The organism is Synechocystis sp. LEGE 06083, assembly GCF_015207725.1.
Lineage (GTDB): Bacteria > Cyanobacteriota > Cyanobacteriia > Cyanobacteriales > Microcystaceae > Synechocystis > Synechocystis salina.
The window spans coordinates 1-18715 of record NZ_JADEWJ010000042.1 but is presented as its reverse complement, the minus strand read 5'-3'; the positions used below and the strand labels follow the sequence as shown (position 1 = coordinate 18715).

Here is an 18715-nt window from a genome sequence, read left to right as displayed (position 1 = left end):
GGAGCCCCTCGGTTAAGCACAGCCAAGCACAAAATTTAGCTTGCTTTCTTAGCCATTATTCACAATTTTTGACCGCCCCATTCTTTCAGGAGTGCGATCGCCATGATCAACAACGAAGCCTTTAACCTATCCTTAGAGCAGAAATTTCAACTGCAGTGTTTGCAACAGGAATATCAAGAACTAGACCGGGAGCAGACCGTTAACTATTTACTGGAAACCATGCAACAAATCATGGTGCGGGATAACCTGATCCGGGATTTGATGAAAAACTCCCTCCTCCCCTAGCCTGACTCTGGTTTTAGGCATCAAGTAGGGCCGCAACGGAAACCTTCGATGAAATCAAACAATCTGACCACCTTGCTTGACCAGCCACAGAGGAGTTTCAAAATCGACGGTGACTGTCAACAATTATCGAAAATCAACAACCCTCACTCCTCACCGTTGACCGTATGTTGTTAAACATTGTCACTACATTGACTTTCGCTTTTTTGCTTTCCTAGCAGGCGGCCTGCATCTGGCGATGGCGCTGGGCTACCTGCCAACACTCTGTCACCAAATTATGCCAGGGGACCAGGACACTAAACTCAACTCCCACCTGCTCCCCGGTGGCTTGGAACATTAATTTAGTACACCTCACTTCATCCCGCGCCCGTCTTACCCGGTCAAGCAAATCTTGCTGTTGTTCTGGGGTGAAAAAAGCCAAACGCTGGCTTTCTAATAGCTGGCAGGAGCGGCTAAACCAGTGCTCAAAATCCTCCAATAGGGGCTCTAAGATGGTTTTGAGTAGTTCCTTTTCGTCCGGTTGGGGATTGATCATAGTGATGAAATGGGCTTTGGTTAAATAAAGTTTTCTGAGAATATCCTTTACATTTGTTTATATTTTAACCAAAATTGCTGAGATTATGCCAGGGGAGGGCTACTCCACAGCAACAAGGCGATCGCCAACTCACTGCCCCAGAGCATCAGAGTAAAGAGTAGTAGCAATAAGTACATCCATGGTTGGGAGAGGGGGCGCACATCTTGGGTATCAATGCCCGTATGTTCGCTCACCAGTTGGGTCAACCGATTAAAGCCCGCCACCCGCATGGGCAAAAGATAGGCTTTGTCTTGAGCTGGGGTAAGGAAATAGTAAACTAAGCCTCCCTGGCCCGTGGTGCGACATTTCAACGCAGTGACATCGGACCAAGATAATTGCCAACCGGATCGGAAAAATTTGGGTACCCAGCGGGGATAACGCACCGCAATTTCCTCCCCATTGAGCACTACCTGTTCCGCCAGGGCGGCCACCAACGCCCCTAAGCCCCCCATTAATCCAACGGTTAACAGCAGGGTAAGGACAGTATTACCTTGGGTGAGCTGGGCCAAAATGGGCAGTGGGACCGTCAGGGCCAGGTAGAGATTGACCAGGGTAATTTTAATCAGGGGCGAAAGGGGAAATATTTCCTGGCGATCTCCGCTTAGGGCGTTAACAGAGGAGGTGGACGCAGATGGTTGGGAAAAAGCAGATGGCATAAAAAGCTAAGGTCAAGAATGGTATGCTCTAGGCGAGGCAACAGCTAGGGTTAATAGTCGACAATGGCCACGCAACAAACAATTTTGGTCACTGGAGGGGCAGGTTACATTGGCTCCCATGGGGTGCTGGCCCTACAACAGGCAGGCTTTGACGTTCTTATCTACGATAACCTCAGCTACGGTCACAGGGAACTAGTGCAATCCCTCGGAGTGGAATTGGTGGTTGGTCACACTGGCGATCGGCAAAAACTAGACCAACTTTTTGCTTCGAGGGACATTGCCGCTGTCATGCACTTTGCTGCCTTCATCGCCGTGGGGGAATCGGTGCAAAAGCCTGACATTTACTACCAAAACAATGTAGTGGGTACCCTCACCCTCTTGGAAGCCATGCTAGCGGCGGATATTAAAAAATTTGTTTTTTCCTCCACCTGTGCGGTCTATGGCATGCCGAAGGAAATTCCGATGACAGAAAGCCATCCCATCGATCCCCTTAGTCCCTATGCCGCCAGTAAACGCATGGTGGAACAGATCTTGGCCGACTTTGACCAAGCCTACGGCTTAAAATCTGTCATCTTCCGTTATTTCAATGCTTCCGGGGCGGACCCCCAGGGACGTTTGGGGGAAGACCATAACCCTGAAACCCACCTTATCCCCCTGGCCCTCTTAACTGCCTTGAAAAAACGTCCCCAACTGGCCATTTTCGGTACCGATTACGACACCCCCGACGGTACTGCCCTCAGAGACTACATCCATGTCTGTGACTTGGCGATCGCCCATGTATTAGGGTTGCAATATTTACTAGAAGGAGGGGAAAGCAATATCTTTAACCTCGGTAACGGTAATGGCTTTTCCGTACGACAAGTGATCGAAGTTGCTAAAACGGTCACCGGACTAGATATTCCCTATCAACTATGTCCCCGCCGCCCCGGTGATGCCCCCATCCTAGTGGGGAGTAGTGCAAAGGCTAAACATGTCCTGGGCTGGAATCCCCAATACCCCGATTTACACACCATTATCGACCATGCTTGGCGGTGGCACCAAAAGCGTCATGGAGATTAAAAGAAAAAGCAATGGGGATAGTGATGTCTAAAAAACTGAAAATTTCAATTATTAGTTCATGTAGTGGGAACAAAAAAATAAATGTCAAAAGTTCTTAAGTTTGAGTGATTTTCAGAATAAATATCATTAAAAAAGAGAGCAGAAGTGGAAATATCGCTCTTTCCTGAGTTTGGGAGCCAATTGTTTAGCTTTACTCGATAAAATACTCACCAGGCGAAAACTTCAAGATTCTTCCAACGGCAAATATAAGGGCAAGACTTTTGATTGAATACACATCCGAAAAGGTTTGCCATCAAAGACTTCTAGAGATTCAGTTGAAAGTTTCCTGACTAGACTAATAAAAAACTGATAGTAATTGTTTACGCAGTCACCATGGCGATCGCCTTGAATAACATTTATAAATTAGGTACACAGTCCTGTCCTGTCACACCAGCAAAAAATTTTTCGCGCTACCATTGAGGGCAACAAAATCGGACTTGGGCAGTCTAGATCTGTCAATCCCTTTGGGAAAAGTTCTTATTTTGGCCAAGACCCATCTCTTTGGGGAACTTTGGCATTGTTGTTGTTGCCGCGAGGCGAAATTTTGTTATGCATTATACCTTTGACATTTTGGGGGTAACGCCGGTTTTCACCTTTTTTAACTATCAACAAGAGGTGGAAAATAATCCCCGTCGCAGTATGGCCTACCTAGGCAGTCCCGAATGCACTTTGGACGGCCTGATCCAAGCCACGGAATTAATTCCCGAAAAGCCCGATTGGGACTGGGACGCAGTGGTTAAAACCATGGTTAACTTTTGGCTACACCATGAACCCCATATCCAAACCTGGCGACGGGAAATGGCTAGTTTTAGTGAGGCGACTCTGCTGGTAGCCCGGGTTGCCAATACCCAAGTGCTCCGCCAAGAATTTGAAGCTCTGCTTTAGCAACGTAGGATAATGTTTGAACCGGATTGCCCATTTTCTAATATTTTCCATTGAGCTGGGTGAGTCCATTCGCCGTAACATTCTGATAACTTTGATTTTGTCAACAATCAGACAAGGCTAGGGTTTGTCTTCTCCAGTGTTGCAAGAGTTCAGAGAACAAATTTAGGAACTTTAATTTCCTCAACCTATTTTTTTGTTGTTACTTTGAGTTTGATAAAACCCATTTGCCAATCCATGGTCACTAGGGATGGGGTCCGCTTAGACAGTGATCTGTACTATCCCAATTCCGGCGGGCCATGGCCGGCCCTATTGATGCGGCAACCCTATGGTCGTCGTTTAGCATCCACCCTGGTGTATGGCCATCCCCATTGGTACGCTTCCCAGGGTTACTTGGTCGTTATTCAGGATGTGCGGGGTCGGGGCAGTTCCCAGGGAAAGTTTGACCTGTTTGCCCACGAAGTAGAAGACGGCGAAGATTGTCTTAATTGGGTTTCCCAGTTGCCCCAATGTGATGGCTCTGTGGCCATGTATGGCTTTTCCTACCAGGGCATGACCCAACTTTACGCTGCGGCCAATCATCACCCTTGTTTGAAAACCATTTGCCCGGCCATGGTCGCCTGGGATTTGTACCGGGATTGGGGCTATGAGAATGGAGCTTTTTGCCTACAAAATAACCTCGGCTGGGCCCTACAGTTGGCGGCGGATTCGGCTAAACGTCGGGGAGATGGGAAAACTTTTCACCAATTAATGAGCCTTGCCAAAAGTTACGATTTTTCTGATCTTCAACCAGCCCTTCCCGATCGCCTGGGGGAGTTGGCAGCGGATTCCTTTTACCACCAATGGATTAGTCAACCTCCGGAGTCGGATTATTGGCAACGGCGATCGCCGAATAAACGATGGCAAATAAGGAAAAAAACGGACATTCCAGTGTTGCAAATTGGCGGTTGGTTTGATCCCCATCTGCGGGGAAATTTGCGTTTATATGGGGCGCTGCAAAGATGTAATATTAAGCAAAAAATGGTGGTGGGGCCCTGGGGCCATTTTCCCTGGGGAAGTCGAGCCGGGGGGCAAAATTATGGTGAATCCGCCATCAGTGCGGTTGATCAGTTGCAGTTGGCTTGGTTTGATCATTTTCTCAAGGGGCAAGAACCCCGCTTTAATCCGGCCAAGTTAGAGTTATTTGACCTGGGCACTAAACAATGGCGATATTTAGCTGACTGGCCTGCGACGTCCCAAAGTTGGTTTTTGCAATGTTCCGGTTTAGGCACCACCCAGGGTAGTACTTTGACCCCTACGGCCCCCAATGAAAAATTAACTACCAGCATTACCGATGTATGGGTCCACGATCCCTGGCGACCCGTACCCAGTTGGGGAGGGCACAGCGGCTATCCCCAAGGGGTGAAGGAAAGAAGCCTAGTAGATGATCGCAGTGATGTGGTTACCTACACCTCTGAGCCCTTGAAGGAGAGGGTAACTATCTGCGGCACGCCCCAAATTTTGCTCACGGTGGCATCCGATCGCCCTAGTTTTGATGTGGCGGTGATTTTGTCTCAGGTTAGCAACACAGGAGAAGTGTGGGCCCTCAGCCATGGCTATTGTACTAATTTGGAAGAACAAGCCACGTTGGCAATTTTTCTCCAGGCAATATGTGCAACTCTGTCCGTTGGCGATCGCCTGCGTATCAGTTTAGCGGGGGCAAGTTTTCCAGCCTATGGAGTAAATCCTGGCACTGGTCAGGAGGCAGTTTTGGCAAATTTAGTTGGTCAACAAATTATTACCCTGGCTTTGGTTACCAATGGAACAACTCAAAATCATTTGCTGTTGCCCATTCTCCTAGGGGAGTGAAAAACAGGTTTTGACTCTCTAATGGCGATCGCCTGGCGGGTCTGTTTCCTCTACCACTCCAAGGCCGCCGCCACCGTGGGGAAATGCTCCATAAAAATTTTCCGGGCCGCCAAGGCAATTTCCCGGTGTTCCTTTTGGGTGGCCTGGTCACAACGGACACTGAAGTAGTGGATCCAACTACGCACAGAGCCCTTCATATACAAACGGGTAACAGTATTGAGGGGCAAAATAGAACGGGCACATTCTTTGGCAATGCCCTTGGTTAAGGCCTCTTCATAGAGTTGATAACTTTTGTCCCACACGTCAGCCTGGGCTTGGTTGAACCATTGCTTGGTGTTTTCATCAAAATCATCGAGGGAATTTTGACGGTTTTTCACATCCTGGCGGCGGGCTTCATAGCACTCATAGTCAGTAGCGCAGGAGTACCTAAGGCTAAACTCCTGAAAGCAGAACGATCGATGTCGCAAAATTTGGGGGGCGATCGCCCGGGTGGTGGTAATTTCCAGGGTCATATCCACCATTTCAAAAATGCTCCAATGGCCTTCCCGGATGCAAAATTGCAACAGCTTAGTGTAGTTGGGGTTTTCCTGGTTAGGACTAGAAACCCTAGCACAATAGGCAATTAGTCCCTCGGGGGAAAGGGGCTCCCCGTCAATGACAATTTCGGGTTTGGTGAGGGAAATGAAACGAACATCCATGGTTAAAAAAGGGCCACTATGGGGAGGAGGTTTACCGTTGGCCTTGGTCAAGGCAGGACAAAAGCAGCATTGCCCCCACAAAAAAATTCCCCAGCTATGGCCAACGGGGGACAACTTGGGGATATCAGCTTAGTTGTGGTCAAACAAGTTTTCTTAAGCAACCAGACAAAATGACAAGCCCCAGGGGCGATCGCCAGTTTATTTAAAACCAACCGCCGCTTGCCAAACAAAGGCCAAAGCCAGAAAGAAGAGGGGAATGATTGGCAGAACGTCCACCAGGGGGTCAAAAATCTGATAGGCTTCCGGCAATTTAGCGAGCAAATAAATTGTTTCCATTATTTGAGTTTCCTGACTGACAAAGAATAAAATCTTAATTTACGGTAAATCTTATCACGATGGCCCCTTCCCCCATTAGCCGTTTTGGCGAAATTTATGAAGCGGCGATCGCCTGACAGAGAGAGGTATTCTCGGAACCGTAAAGGTTCTGCATTCTATGGGCCAAACAACGGGTAAGTTTTTGGGAGCTAGCCTTGATGGTGCTGGGGTCGTAGTCCTTGGCGGCGATGCCCTGGCCAAAATTAATTTCCACCGCCGTTCCTTTGCCTGGGTAAGGGTCACTATAGGCGATGGTCACCGGAATAACTTTGATGTCAGTGTCGGGATTTTGCTTACAAACTTCCATGGCAATGCGCCCAACGCCCCGTTTGAGGGGATGGACGGTGTGTTGATCCCGAAAAATGCCCCCTTCAGGAAAAATCACCAACATTTCCCCTGCTTGGAGTAGCTGTACACTGTAGCTCAAACTGCTGATTTCTGGTCTTTTTACATCGATGGGAAATCCCCCTAGATGGCGAATAAACCATCCCTGTAGGCCCTGTACTTCCGTTACCGCCACCATAAAACGCAGATCCCGACCCGTTACGTTCCGGCCGGCTGCTAGGGAGAGCAAAATGGCATCCCAACGGGAACGATGGGTAGGGGCTAGAATGATCGGACCACTGGTGGGTAAATTCTCCTGACCATGGATGGCGATCGGGCCAAAATACCAATGCAAAAACTTCGTGCCCAGGGGATAAATCAATTTGATCAACCAGGGGGAAACCTGGGAAGGGCCAATGACAGCCGGGTCGATCGCCAAAGAAGAATGGGTCATGGTTGCAAAAGAATTTAGTTTTTTCCTCTGACGGGCAATTAACATAATGGTACTAAATTGCTTAACGCAGGGATTGGTCTCTATTTCCAAGTTAAATTAACTATTCTGGTTTGGGGACGAGCCATGGGACAGTTAAATAACAGTTGAACAACGAAATTTTTCCCACCATGTTGGGGGCTGAACCTTTCAGCTACAGTAGTTAGATAGTTACCTCGGGGACCATACTTGCCCTGTGCCCTGGCCCATTGCTAGAAATAATCATGATTAGCCTCGATCAAGTCAAACAACAAATCCAAGCCGCCCTACCCGATGCCGAAGTGATGGTCAATGACCTGGGGGGAGGGGATCACCTAGAAGCGGTGGTGGTGTCCGCCGCCTTTACCGGCCAATCCCGGGTTAAACAACATCAAATGGTCTATGGTGCCCTCAAGGATGCTTTGGCTTCGGAAGCAATCCATGCCCTGGCGCTGAAAACCTTTACTCCAGAAGCCTGGACCCTGGCCCGGCAGACTGCCTAGGTTTTTCCCCTCCCTCGAAAATTGACTCTATAAATTTAAATTGAGGGGTAAAATGGCAATATTTAAACAACATTGAAGTTGTTAAACTCGCACCCATCCCCATTTGTCCTTGAAGAGGAGTTATCTAATGAATCCGGAAACGAAAGCAAGAATTGATCAGTTAGTCACCACCAATAAGGTGATGGTCTTTATGAAGGGCACCAAGCTGATGCCCCAATGTGGTTTTTCCAACAATGTGGTGCAAATTCTCAATATGTTGGGCATTCCATTTGAAACTTTAGATGTGTTGGCCGATGCGGAAATTCGTCAAGGTATTAAGGAATATTCCAATTGGCCCACCATCCCCCAGGTTTACGTCAATGGTGAGTTTGTGGGTGGCTCCGACATTCTGATTGAACTCTATCAAAATGGTGAGTTGCAGGAAATGTTGGAAGTGGCCTTGGCTTCCTAATGCTCAATGTCTGGTGTATACCCTTGGCGATCGCCGTGGGGAGAAGCTCTCATTTATGGGGGGCTTCTTTTGCCCCTGCCGTTGGCCCATAAGATGGCGGAGACGGTGGGATATAATCGGACAGGCTTTAGCTGGGGCTTTGTTTGTACCTCAGCAATTTTGCCGCTTGTTCAACTACAACTATTGTTTAATCACTTAGAAATCAATTCCCATGGCACAAGGTAAAGGCAAAGGCTTCGGATTCGGCCTCGGTAAAATCAAGGAATTACAGGAAGCTTTCCAAAAAGCCCAACAGGTTCAAGAAGGGGCCAAAGTACTCCAGGAAGAACTGGAAAGAATGGAAATTCCTGGCAAAAGTGCCGATGGATTGGTGACGGTGTTGATGAGTGGCAACCAGGAACCCCTCAGTATTGAAATTGATCCCAGTGCCCTCGAAAAAGGCGTGGAAGGGCTATCGGCATCCATCACCGAAGCGATGAAAGCAGCCTACGCTGAGTCTACGGAAACCATGCGCTCTAAAATGGAAGAGTTAACCAGCGGTTTGAATCTACCCGGTATGTAGGTTTGCCGCCCTTGCCCCCAATCAGAGAGGGATCTGTGACTCGTATTCTTAAGCTCTCGCACCTTACCCCCCTACAATTAAACCAACTCAAACGTCGCTCGGAACAAAACATTGACCAAGCACTGGCGATCGCCAAGGACGTTATTGAGCAGGTGAGGACGGAGGGAGATGCGGGGGTTTTGCATTACAGCCGTCAGTTTGACTTTGCCGGGGCCACTGCGGACAATTTGCGGGTCAGTGAAGCGGAATTTGCCGAAGCGGAAAAGTTGGTGGACCCTGAACTACGTCGGGCGGTGGAACATGCTTTTCGCAACATTGAAAAAGTCCACGCTGGGCAAATGCCTCCCCCCATGCACCTAGCGGAGATTGAGCCTGGGGTATTTGCGGGGGAAAAAATTACACCTCTCCCCACGGTGGGTTTGTATGTGCCCAGGGGTAAGGGGGCTTTCCCTTCCATGATGCTGATGCTGGCAGTGCCGGCCAGGGTGGCGGGGGTGAAAAAAATTGTGGTCTGTACCCCTCCAGATCAAGAAGGTAAAGTGGAGCCGGTTTCTTTGGTTACTGCCCGCATGGCCGGAGTGGATGAAGTGTATAAATTGGGCGGTGTGCAGGCCCTAGCGGCGATCGCCTACGGCACGAAAACGGTCAGCAAGGTGGATAAACTCATTGGCCCCTGTAGCGTCTACGGTGCGGCGGCTAAAAGATTACTATCCGGCATTGTCGATGTGGGTTTACCGGCGGGGCCCAGCGAGTCCATTGTTTTAGCTGATGAAACCACTGACCCCAGGCTGGCGGCATTGGATTTGTTGATCGAAGCGGAACACGGCTCCGACTCGGCGGCGTTGTTAGTCACCCACTGTGAAAATTTTGCGGAAAAGGCGCTGGGCTATTTAGGGGAATACTTGGAAAAACTCCCTCCCTGGCGGAAAAAGTTTTGTGAAGATGGCCTAGGTTCCTATGGCGGCATTTTGCTCACTGAAAGTTTGCAAGCTTCCTTGGATTTCATTAACGATTACGCTCCCGAACATTTGCAAGTATTAACGGCGGACCCCCTCAAGTTGGTGGGCAAAATCGACAATGCCGGGGAAATTTTGCTAGGCAATTACACTCCCTCCTCAGCGGCCACCTATGCCATTGGGGTCAATGCAGTACTACCTACGGGGGGCTTTGCCCGTTCCTATTCGGCGGTGTCGGTGTTCGATTTCCTCAAGCGTTCTACCCTGGCCTATTTAACGGCGGAAGGTTTTGCTGGGGTGAAGGAAACGGTCACTACCCTAGCGGATTACGAGGATTTTCCAGCCCATGCCCTGGCCATACGGGAACGGCAAAATTTGCTTTAGTTTAGAGTTATTTACTGTCTCTGTGTAAGTCTTGAAAAAATCAACCGAGCTTTGATGTTTTGGTTGATATCAATCACTCTCACCGTTGGTGGATGTGAACCTGGTGATAAATGGCGTACTTTCGTTAGTTGTGTTTGACGCCGGAAGTTACGAAGAATCTAAGTCAGAAAAAGGATACTGACAAGTGCTGCCCTACTTCCTCGCGCCCCATGGTCAGTAGGGAGGCTAAAATTGGATTAGCCCGGTCTATTTTCTGGTTAGATTTGTGGCTAGGATGTTCTATCCGCTGTCCATTCTTGCAAGGATTTTTTTATGAAAGGTAAACCCGCCGTCCTCACCCAACTCCATAAGCTACTGCGTGGAGAGCTGGCCGCTAGGGATCAATATTTCATCCATTCCCGTATGTACCAGGATTGGGGTTTGGAAAAGCTTTATGACCGGATTAACCACGAAATGCAGGATGAAACGGCCCATGCCAGCCTGTTAATTGAGCGTATTCTCTTTTTGGAAGAAACCCCAGACCTTTCCCAACAGGATCCAATCCGGGTGGGGAAAACGGTACCGGAAATGTTGCAATACGACCTGGACTATGAATACCAAGTCATTGCCAACCTCAAGGAAGCAATGGCGGTGTGTGAACAGGAGCAGGACTACCAAAGCCGGGATCTGTTGCTGAAAATCCTAGCAGACACTGAAGAAGACCATGCCTACTGGTTGGAAAAACAGTTGGGGCTGATTGAAAAAATTGGTCTCCAAAATTATTTGCAATCCCAAATGGGCTAGGTTTGCTTGCTTGTGAGCAACGATGGCCCCATCGATCTCCCTATTTCAAGGCTTAGGGGTTTTAGGGGGGCGGTTTAGGGCCGGTTTTCCATAGCTAAAATCTACTCCACTAAAACTCTCTGTCAAGATCGGCTGGACAAAAAGTTCAAGGTCGGCCCCATTCCAGCCAGCGAATTGCCAGTTTTTCCCCCTGTTGGTGAACGATAACCGATACAGCTTCGAGAAAATCTTCCCCTTCAAGGGAAACATACACCCAGGCTAAATCATTAGCTTCCATGGGGGGATACTGCCACTCCGTGAGGAGGCACTCTGCCATGACGATCGCCCTCTGGATGGGGCCAGAACCATAGTCAATCATGGCCTCCACATCGGCTTTTAGAGTGGAGAGAGAATACTTTTGTTGGAGTGCAGGGCACAGCAGGCCGTGGGCCTCATCATAATCCCCCTGGGCGAGGTAGTTGCCAAATTGTTGAGCAGTGTTAATAGCTGGATTAGGCATTTGACAACATTTCAATGATATTTATCTTTACCGATTAATGATCTTTATCTTTACCGAGTGAAATCTCCCAACATTTTCACTTCTGGCTCTAATAAAATGCCATGGTGTTTTTCCACTTCTCCCTGTACATGGAAAATGAGGTCAAACACATCCTGGGCTTTAGCGTTGTCGATATTAACAATGAAGTTGGCATGACGTTGGGATACTTCCGCCCCACCAATGCGGTAGCCTTTTAGTCCCAATTCTTCGATTAGGCGGGCAGAGTAGAGGGGAGTGGGATTGCGAAACACACTGCCACAGTTGGGTTTGTCGTAGGGCTGAGTACTTTTGCGCTGATGGAGATTGCTGGTGGTGCGGGCCATGATTTCTTCCCTGGTAAATCCTGGCTTTAACTGGAAAGTGGCATCCACCACTAGGCGTCCGCCCAAATGTTTTTGCAAATTGGAAGTGCGGTAACTAAAACCCAGCTTTTCATTACTCAAAATTTCCAAACCGCCGTCGGGGTGCATTACCGTAGCTTCCACCAAGGTTTCCGCAGTGCATTGATTGTGGGCCCCGGCATTCATCACCACTGCGCCCCCCACTGTACCGGGAATGCCCACGGCCCACTCCAGCCCCTGCCAACCTCGTTTTGCGGCCTGCCAACCTACTTTGGCGATCGGTTCCCCAGCGGCCACGGTAATTAAACCTTGTTCTTCATCAAACTTGCTTTGTCGCAGATAACGGGTACTAACTACTAACCCGCCAATGCCCTGGTCACTGATCAACAGGTTAGAGCCGGCCCCCAAAAAGGTTAACGGTAAGTCCTGGTTTTGGAACCAGGTCAATACAGCGGCCAAGTCCTCCAGGGAACGGGGCGCCGCATACCACTCCGCTTTACCTCCCACCCGATAGGTGGTGAATTCCGCCAGACTTATGTGTGGTTGAATAATAGTTCCTGTCCCCGCCAAGGCGATCGCCGATGGTTCCATGGGAGTGGGACGGGTAGCGGGGGAAATAATCATGGCGGTTAGTCCGGAAAATTAGCAGGACAGAGAAAAATGGTCGCAGATAACCCTAGGTTAGCTTGCTCAGCCTAGGCACAGGCGGCTAACACTGGTGCAATCTGCTGATTGAGGTTGCCCGCCCCCAAAAATAGCGCCAAATCACCACTTTTTAGAACTTTAGGCAAAAATTCCCTCAATTCCGTCAATTGGGGCTGGTAAACCACATGGCCATGGTATTGTCCTACGGCCTTAGCCAAATCTTCCCCCTGGACGTTGTGGGGATTCTGTTCCCCGGCACTATAAATATCGGTTAAGACTACCAAATCTGCATCCTTAAAGGCAGTGGCAAATTCTGCCATAAAGGTGTGGGTCCGGCTGTAGCGATGGGGCTGGAAAATGGCCACTACCCGTTCATATTTTCCGTGGGTTACCTTTTGTCGGGCGGCGGCCAGGGTTGCCAGTAGTTCACTGGGATGGTGGGCATAGTCGTCAATGAAGGTAATGCCATTGCAATAACCTTTGCACTCAAAGCGACGTTTGGCCCCATTAAAGTTGGCGATCGCCTGGGCAATAACTGGGAAATCTAAACCGAGTAAACGGCCCACCGCCACCGCGGCCAAGGCATTACTAATATTGTGATCCCCCGGTAGGGTCACAGTCATGGTGCCCAAACAGACCCCCCGTTCCCATACCTCCACCTCATTACCATGGGCTTGACGCTTAATTTGCCGGGCTTGGTAATCCGCTCCGGAGCGATTTTCCAGACTGTAGGTGATGCTGGGGGAAAGGTGTTGCCGCACCACGTCACAATCGAGGCAACCGATCAGGGTTTGGCAATGGGACTCAAAACTATGAAAAATTTCCACCACCTCGGCCAAGGTGGAGTAATGGTCGGGATGGTCTAATTCGATGTTGGTAACAATGCCGATCTCTGGATGGTGTTTGGTCAAGGAGCCATCGGACTCGTCCACTTCCGCCACCAAATATTCCCCTGAACCAAGGTAGGCATTACCCTGCCAAGCATCCACCTCACCGCCCACCACAATGGTAGGGTCCAGTCCAGCTTCCTTTAACACATAGCCAATTAAGCTACTGGTGGTGGTTTTGCCATGGGTACCCGCCACCCCAATGCCCCGGGATTCCGCAATCATAGCTGCCAAAATATCGGAGCGGTGATAGATGGGACAATTTTTGGCGATCGCCCCTTGGTATTCCAAATTGCCTTCATTAATGGCAGTGGAGCACACCACCTGGGGCAGACAATGGGTTTGGTAGCGACCATTGCCGTTGACGCCGTTACTGGCTGATTCGGCGATCTGCTCTAGGGTCAAACCGGCACCGGAGGAACCAGTGGGCAAAGCCACCGCCGGGTTAACTTGCAGGGATTGAAAATAGTCTAAATTTTCCGGAACCTGTTCTTGGAAGATTTTTGCCCCCACCGACTCCAGGCGATCGGTAATATGGGTACGGCGCAGATCGGAGCCCGACACAGGGAGATGGCGTTTTGCGAGGACGTAGGCCAGAGCCGACATACCAATGCCCCCAATTCCTAAAAAATGGAAGGGACGACCACTAAAATCCACAGCACCCACAGCAACGCTCCTCACAAGCCATAAATGTTAACGTCTACAATCACCTGCCGGTTCACCGCACCTGTAATTGAGCGACATCATAACAAAAACTCTACCCCCAGGCATAGACAAAACCCAGAGTCCACGGTAAACAGCGACGGAGAGGAGGGGAAAAAGATTCCCACCCCCCTTTTAAATTCAGGATCTAAGTGTTCAGGCAATAGGATATGATTGGTGTCATTAATAATCCTTAAATGTACTGAGCTAAAACAGAGAGGGCAAGACGAACGTGACTAGAGTAGCAATTAACGGATTTGGACGGATCGGACGCAATTTTCTCCGCTGCTGGCTGGGGCGCACCGATAGCCAGTTGGAAGTGGTCGGCATCAACGACACTTCCGATCCCAGAACCAATGCTCACCTTTTGCGCTACGACTCCATGTTGGGTAAGTTGGATGCGGACATCAGCGCCGACGAAAACTCCATTACTGTCAATGGCAAGACTATTAAATGTGTTTCCGACCGGAACCCCCTAAATTTGCCCTGGGCAGAATGGAACGTAGACCTAGTCATCGAAGCCACCGGTGTTTTTGTTACCCATGAAGGGGCCACCAAGCACGTTCAGGCCGGCGCCAAAAAGGTTTTAATCACTGCCCCCGGCAAGGGTCCCAACGTCGGCACCTATGTGGTAGGGGTCAATGCCCACGAGTACAAACACGAAGAATACGAAGTCATCAGTAATGCTAGTTGTACTACCAACTGCCTCGCCCCGATCGCCAAGGTAATTAACGATAACTTTGGCATTATCAAAGGCACCATGACCACCACCCACAGCTACACCGGGGACCAACGGATCCTCGATGCTAGCCACCGGGATTTACGCCGGGCCCGGGCCGCTGCTGTTAACATTGTGCCCACCTCCACCGGTGCCGCCAAAGCCGTAGCCTTGGTCATCCCCGAACTGCAAGGCAAATTAAACGGTATTGCCCTGCGGGTGCCCACCCCCAACGTTTCCGTAGTGGATTTAGTGGTACAGGTAGAGAAAAATACCATTGCTGAACAGGTTAACGGGGTGCTGAAGGAAGCCGCCACCACTGGACTGAAAGGAATTTTGGATTACACCGATTTGGAACTGGTCTCCAGCGACTTCCGGGGTACGGATTGCTCTTCCACCGTGGATGGTAGTCTCACCATGGTAATGGGCGGTGACATGGTCAAAGTGATTGCTTGGTACGACAACGAATGGGGCTATTCCCAACGGGTTGTCGACTTGGCAGAAATCGTCGCTAAGAATTGGAAATAGATTATCCGACTGGACTATGGGCCTATCCCCCCATGGCTGACAACTAAAATAATGAACCATTTTGCCCAATCCTCCTTTCCCAGGGGGATTTTTCTTATCCATGTCCATGCTTGTCAGGGAAAGGCTTTCAGGGTTATGGTTTGAGGAGTATATTCTCCTTACCCCGGCGCAAATTTCCCCATGTCGTTTTTAACCTTTGATACCGAGTCCAACCAACGGAAAAGCTTTGAGTTGCCCGGTGCTAAGCCCCACTACAACCCCGATCGCCCTGGGCAGGTAAATCATATCTTTTTGGACTTGAAGATCAACCTGGCAGAACGGCATTTACAGGGGGTTTGTCGCCTTACCCTCACCCCGGTGCGCCCTGGTATTCAACAACTGGTGTTGGATGCGGTGGATCTAAAAATTGCCTGGGTCTTGGTGAAAGGAGTAAGTCAACATTTTGACCATGACGGCGATCGTCTGACCATTGATTTACTGCAACCGTTAAGCGTTGAGCCGGTGACCCTGGAAATTCAGTATGAGTTGAAAAATCCCCGTCGGGGCATCTATTTCATTCAGCCCGATCGCCATTATCCCGATAAGCCGGTGCAGGTCTGGACCCAGGGAGAAGATGAGGATTCCCGTTACTGGTTCCCCTGTTTTGATTATCCGGGGCAGTTGGCCACGTCGGAAATTCGGGTGCAGGTAGCCAAGCCCTATCGGGTGATTTCCAACGGCAGTTTGGTTGAGCAAAAAGACTTGGGCAATGAACAGGTTTTCCATTGGTCCCAAAGCCAAATTCACCCCACCTATTTAATGACTTTGGCGATCGGGGACTTTGCTGAATTGACCGATAGTTACGGCGATCTGCCAGTGCGCTACTACGTCGAAAAAGGTCGGGAAGCGGACGGTCAAAGGAGCATGGGCAAAACCCCCCGCATGATCGAGTTTTTTAACCAAACTTTTGGTTATCCCTACGCCTATCCCAACTATGACCAGGTGTGCGTAGCGGATTTTATTTTTGGCGGGATGGAAAATACTTCTACAACGTTATTAATGGATCGTTGTTTACTAGACGAAAGGGCCGCATTAGATAACCGCAACACGGAAAGTTTAGTCGCCCATGAGTTAGCCCACCAATGGTTTGGGGACTTGGTGGTGATTAAACATTGGTCCCATGCTTGGCTCAAAGAGGGTATGGCTTCCTATGCAGAAGTTTTGTGGACAGACCACGAATACGGTCAAGATGATGCCGCCTATTACCTGTTGGGGGAAGCAAGGAATTACCTAGCGGAAGATAGTTCCCGTTACCGCCGCCCCATTGTCACCCACGTTTATCGAGAAGCCATCGAACTTTATGATCGCCATTTGTATGAAAAGGGAGCCTGTGTTTATCACATGATCCGGACGGTATTGGGGGATGAGCTATTCTTTAAAGCTGTCCACACCTTTGTTAATGACCATGCCCACAGCACTGTGGAAACCATTGATTTATTGCGGGCCATTGAAAAAGCAACGGGCTTCAATCTACTTTGGTTGTTTGATCAGTATGTTTTTCGGGGTGGTCATCCCGAATTTAAAGTTAGCTATAGCTGGGACAATGATAATAAGTTAGCCAAGTTAACCATCACCCAAACCCAGGCTAAAGCGGATAGCGACCACAAGGATTTATTTAACCTAAAAATTCCCGTCGCCTTTAACTTTTTAGAAGGGGAAAAAGTAACAAGCCAAGTAATTCCCTTGCAACTCAAAGAACGGGAGCAAGTCTTTTATTTTCCCTTAACCCGTAAGCCAGATTTTATTAGCTTTGACCAAGGCAATAACTTCCTCAAAACGCTGGAATCAGCCTATCCCCTAGCGGAGTTAAAAGCCCAATGTACCCACGATGCTGATCCCATTTCCCGCATTCAAGCGGCGATCGCCATTGGCAAACAGGGGGGCTTGGAAGCGGTGGAGTTTTTAGGCGAAAGGTTACAAACTGAGCCTTTCTGGGGCGTAAGGGTAGAAATTGCAGAACAATTAGCGGGAATTAACCTAGAGCAGGCAGGGACAGCCTTAATCACAGGTTTAAGCAATAATGACCACCCCAAGGTGCGGCGGGCGATCATTGCTTCTTTGGCCAAGATCAAAACCTCTGCCAGCTATGAAGCGATCAAAAAATGTTTAGCCCAGGGGGAAGCGAGTTACTATGCAGAGTCAGCGGCGGCTAGTGCCCTCGGTGCTTTGGGGTCTGGTCTACTCAAGGACAATGAAGGGGAAATTGTCGAACAGTTAACAACGGTTTTGCAAACTCGCCCTGGTTGGAATGAAGTTGTCCGTTGTGGGGCGATCGCCGGTCTGAGTCAACTAACCACTTCCCCGGCGGCGGTGGACGCAATTTTGCCCTATACAAAAAATGGTACCCCCCAACCCCTGCGTTTAGCTTCTATCCGGGCGTTAGGGGCGGTATCCGTGGGGCAATCCCCCGAAAAATTAACGGAAATTCTAGAGCAACTAACGGCGATCGCCCAGGAAGAATTTTTCCTCACTCAAGTTTCTATTACTTCTGCCCTCGGTCAAATGGAAACCCCCAAGGCGATCGGTATTTTGCAAAATTTGGCCAACCAAACCCCCGATGGCCGGGTACGACGTATGGCGGAGGAAGCGGTGAAAAACGTCCAAGCCAAAATCGGCAGTGACGAAAAAATCAAAGATCTACAAACGGGCTTGGAGAAACTCCAACAGGAGAATCAAGATCTCCAGAGTCGTCTTGCTAAATTAGAAACCCAATTTGCCCAGACTTCTGCCAAAAAAGAAGATCAGTAGGACTAAACACTTCTATTCACCCTGATGGGCATAAAGCGTCTCCCCCATATCAAATGCCTTCAGACAGATTAATCTGCTCCATTTCACCCAGGGTGAAATCGGCCCAATCTTGATCAAATTTTTGGGCTTCCTGGGACTCTTGCTGATAAAAAATCAACAATCGCTCTTCAAGACGGCGTTGATACCAAAGTCTTAATCCATTGGTGCCATGCAGTTCATCACTTTTCTCTGTTTAAATCAACTTGTCATTAAGCAACCACAACCGGGGTCAGATGGTAAATACGAGCAAGACCAGAAGCGGTTTTAATATCATTTTGGCGCAGGGCTAATCTGAGTTGATCAAGTTTTTGCGCTTCTGCGAGAGATAGGTAGGGTGACCAATCATGGCTAGTGTAGGTTAGTACAACTTGAATTTCTGCCATATAGTCACCTTCATGAATAATTTTTGTTTGGACTTTGGTGTTCATAATTTTCTGGATTTGTAGTCGTTTTCCCATTTGTTATCACTGGGCCGGTAGGCAGTGATTAACACGGCAGGGGAGTCTGAATTTTGGGGTATTCCCCCAACCGTATGAATAGGTAGATTTTGTGAATCCCTCTGTAAAACAAGAACGCAGGTTCCTTTTTGATAATTGGGATAGTCTTCTATGACTTCAGCTTCGTTCACACCCACCATAAGGTCATTTACAAAAATGCCGTTGCGGGCCAGGGCGATCGCCAGTCC

General features: G+C 49.1%; 22 protein-coding genes. 12 read left to right on the top strand and 10 right to left on the bottom strand.

Going from position 1 to position 18715, the window contains the following annotated elements:
* Positions 1-102 precede the first annotated feature (102 nt).
* Positions 103-285 carry an NblA/ycf18 family protein gene (locus tag IQ219_RS05240; RefSeq protein WP_010872581.1) on the top strand — a complete coding sequence of 61 codons (183 nt, stop codon included), beginning with the start codon at positions 103-105 and terminating at the stop codon, positions 283-285.
* A gap of 211 nt (positions 286-496) precedes the next feature.
* Here the strand turns inward: IQ219_RS05240 and IQ219_RS05235 are convergent, their stop codons facing one another.
* Both IQ219_RS05235 and IQ219_RS05230 read right to left on the bottom strand, forming a co-directional pair.
* A complete protein-coding gene (locus IQ219_RS05235) occupies positions 497-817 on the bottom strand; it encodes a DUF2605 domain-containing protein (RefSeq protein WP_190598034.1) in 321 nt (106 codons plus the stop codon).
* Positions 818-900: 83 nt separating this feature from the next.
* The gene (locus tag IQ219_RS05230) at positions 901-1512 is read right to left on the bottom strand and encodes a hypothetical protein (protein WP_194071938.1); all 612 of its coding nucleotides are present in this window, start codon (positions 1510-1512) and stop codon (positions 901-903) included.
* Between the two features lie 63 nt (positions 1513-1575).
* Here IQ219_RS05230 and galE point away from each other — a divergent pair, with 63 nt between their 5' ends.
* From galE to IQ219_RS05215, 3 genes are all read left to right on the top strand, one after another.
* Positions 1576-2571, top strand: a complete 996-nt coding sequence (gene galE / locus IQ219_RS05225) for a UDP-glucose 4-epimerase GalE (protein ID WP_194071937.1) — start codon at positions 1576-1578, stop codon at positions 2569-2571.
* A 588-nt stretch (positions 2572-3159) separates the two neighbouring features.
* Positions 3160-3495, top strand: coding sequence for a hypothetical protein (locus IQ219_RS05220; protein WP_194071936.1), 336 nt, complete (start codon positions 3160-3162; stop codon positions 3493-3495).
* Positions 3496-3729: 234 nt separating this feature from the next.
* A complete protein-coding gene (locus IQ219_RS05215; RefSeq protein ID WP_194071935.1) occupies positions 3730-5340 on the top strand; it encodes a CocE/NonD family hydrolase in 1611 nt (536 codons plus the stop codon).
* 50 nt (positions 5341-5390) lie between these two features.
* On the opposite strand, the gene thyX is transcribed toward IQ219_RS05215, so the two are convergent.
* From thyX to IQ219_RS05200, 3 genes are all read right to left on the bottom strand, one after another.
* On the bottom strand, positions 5391-6038 hold the full coding sequence (thyX, locus tag IQ219_RS05210; RefSeq protein ID WP_194071939.1) for an FAD-dependent thymidylate synthase: 648 nt from the start codon (positions 6036-6038) through the stop codon (positions 5391-5393).
* Between the two features lie 198 nt (positions 6039-6236).
* Positions 6237-6374: a photosystem II reaction center protein K gene (locus tag IQ219_RS05205; RefSeq protein ID WP_028948731.1), complete on the bottom strand. Its 138-nt coding sequence runs from the start codon at positions 6372-6374 to the stop codon at positions 6237-6239.
* A 94-nt stretch (positions 6375-6468) separates the two neighbouring features.
* Positions 6469-7191: a 1-acyl-sn-glycerol-3-phosphate acyltransferase gene (locus IQ219_RS05200; protein WP_194071934.1), complete on the bottom strand. Its 723-nt coding sequence runs from the start codon at positions 7189-7191 to the stop codon at positions 6469-6471.
* 260 nt (positions 7192-7451) lie between these two features.
* Here IQ219_RS05200 and IQ219_RS05195 point away from each other — a divergent pair, with 260 nt between their 5' ends.
* The 6 genes from IQ219_RS05195 to bfr all read left to right on the top strand — a co-directional run bounded on the left by IQ219_RS05195 (position 7452) and on the right by bfr (position 10845).
* Positions 7452-7709 (top strand): BolA family protein, encoded by a 258-nt coding sequence (locus tag IQ219_RS05195; protein ID WP_194071933.1) that lies wholly within the window; start codon positions 7452-7454, stop codon positions 7707-7709.
* Positions 7710-7836: 127 nt separating this feature from the next.
* Positions 7837-8160 (top strand): Grx4 family monothiol glutaredoxin, encoded by a 324-nt coding sequence (grxD, locus tag IQ219_RS05190; protein WP_190598041.1) that lies wholly within the window; start codon positions 7837-7839, stop codon positions 8158-8160.
* A gap of 6 nt (positions 8161-8166) precedes the next feature.
* Complete coding sequence (locus tag IQ219_RS05185; RefSeq protein WP_194071932.1) at positions 8167-8385, top strand: hypothetical protein; 219 nt, start codon at positions 8167-8169, stop codon at positions 8383-8385.
* A complete protein-coding gene (locus IQ219_RS05180; protein WP_190598043.1) occupies positions 8372-8722 on the top strand; it encodes a YbaB/EbfC family nucleoid-associated protein in 351 nt (116 codons plus the stop codon). Before IQ219_RS05185 ends, IQ219_RS05180 begins: the two co-directional genes overlap by 14 nt.
* A gap of 35 nt (positions 8723-8757) precedes the next feature.
* Complete coding sequence (hisD, locus tag IQ219_RS05175) at positions 8758-10062, top strand: histidinol dehydrogenase (protein ID WP_194071931.1); 1305 nt, start codon at positions 8758-8760, stop codon at positions 10060-10062.
* A 312-nt stretch (positions 10063-10374) separates the two neighbouring features.
* Positions 10375-10845 (top strand): bacterioferritin, encoded by a 471-nt coding sequence (bfr, locus tag IQ219_RS05170; protein ID WP_190598045.1) that lies wholly within the window; start codon positions 10375-10377, stop codon positions 10843-10845.
* Positions 10846-10990: 145 nt separating this feature from the next.
* Here the strand turns inward: bfr and IQ219_RS05165 are convergent, their stop codons facing one another.
* The 3 genes from IQ219_RS05165 to murC form a co-directional block, all read right to left on the bottom strand.
* Positions 10991-11344, bottom strand: a complete 354-nt coding sequence (locus tag IQ219_RS05165; RefSeq protein ID WP_194071930.1) for a hypothetical protein — start codon at positions 11342-11344, stop codon at positions 10991-10993.
* Between the two features lie 50 nt (positions 11345-11394).
* Entirely contained in the window at positions 11395-12348 is a 954-nt protein-coding gene (gene murB / locus IQ219_RS05160) for a UDP-N-acetylmuramate dehydrogenase (protein ID WP_194071929.1), read from the bottom strand.
* Positions 12349-12419: 71 nt separating this feature from the next.
* Entirely contained in the window at positions 12420-13937 is a 1518-nt protein-coding gene (murC, locus tag IQ219_RS05155; protein WP_194071928.1) for a UDP-N-acetylmuramate--L-alanine ligase, read from the bottom strand.
* Between the two features lie 253 nt (positions 13938-14190).
* On the opposite strand from murC, the gene IQ219_RS05150 reads away from it, so the two are divergent.
* A complete protein-coding gene (locus tag IQ219_RS05150; protein ID WP_194014961.1) occupies positions 14191-15204 on the top strand; it encodes a type I glyceraldehyde-3-phosphate dehydrogenase in 1014 nt (337 codons plus the stop codon).
* A 180-nt stretch (positions 15205-15384) separates the two neighbouring features.
* Entirely contained in the window at positions 15385-17991 is a 2607-nt protein-coding gene (locus tag IQ219_RS05145; protein WP_194071927.1) for a M1 family metallopeptidase, read from the top strand.
* A 248-nt stretch (positions 17992-18239) separates the two neighbouring features.
* Here the strand turns inward: IQ219_RS05145 and IQ219_RS05140 are convergent, their stop codons facing one another.
* The gene (locus tag IQ219_RS05140; RefSeq protein ID WP_194071926.1) at positions 18240-18458 is read right to left on the bottom strand and encodes a hypothetical protein; all 219 of its coding nucleotides are present in this window, start codon (positions 18456-18458) and stop codon (positions 18240-18242) included.
* Positions 18455-18715, bottom strand: a 261-nt coding sequence (locus IQ219_RS05135) for a DUF4258 domain-containing protein (protein WP_194071925.1), incomplete at its 5' end; no start/stop codon positions are given. The genes IQ219_RS05140 and IQ219_RS05135, both read right to left, overlap by 4 nt.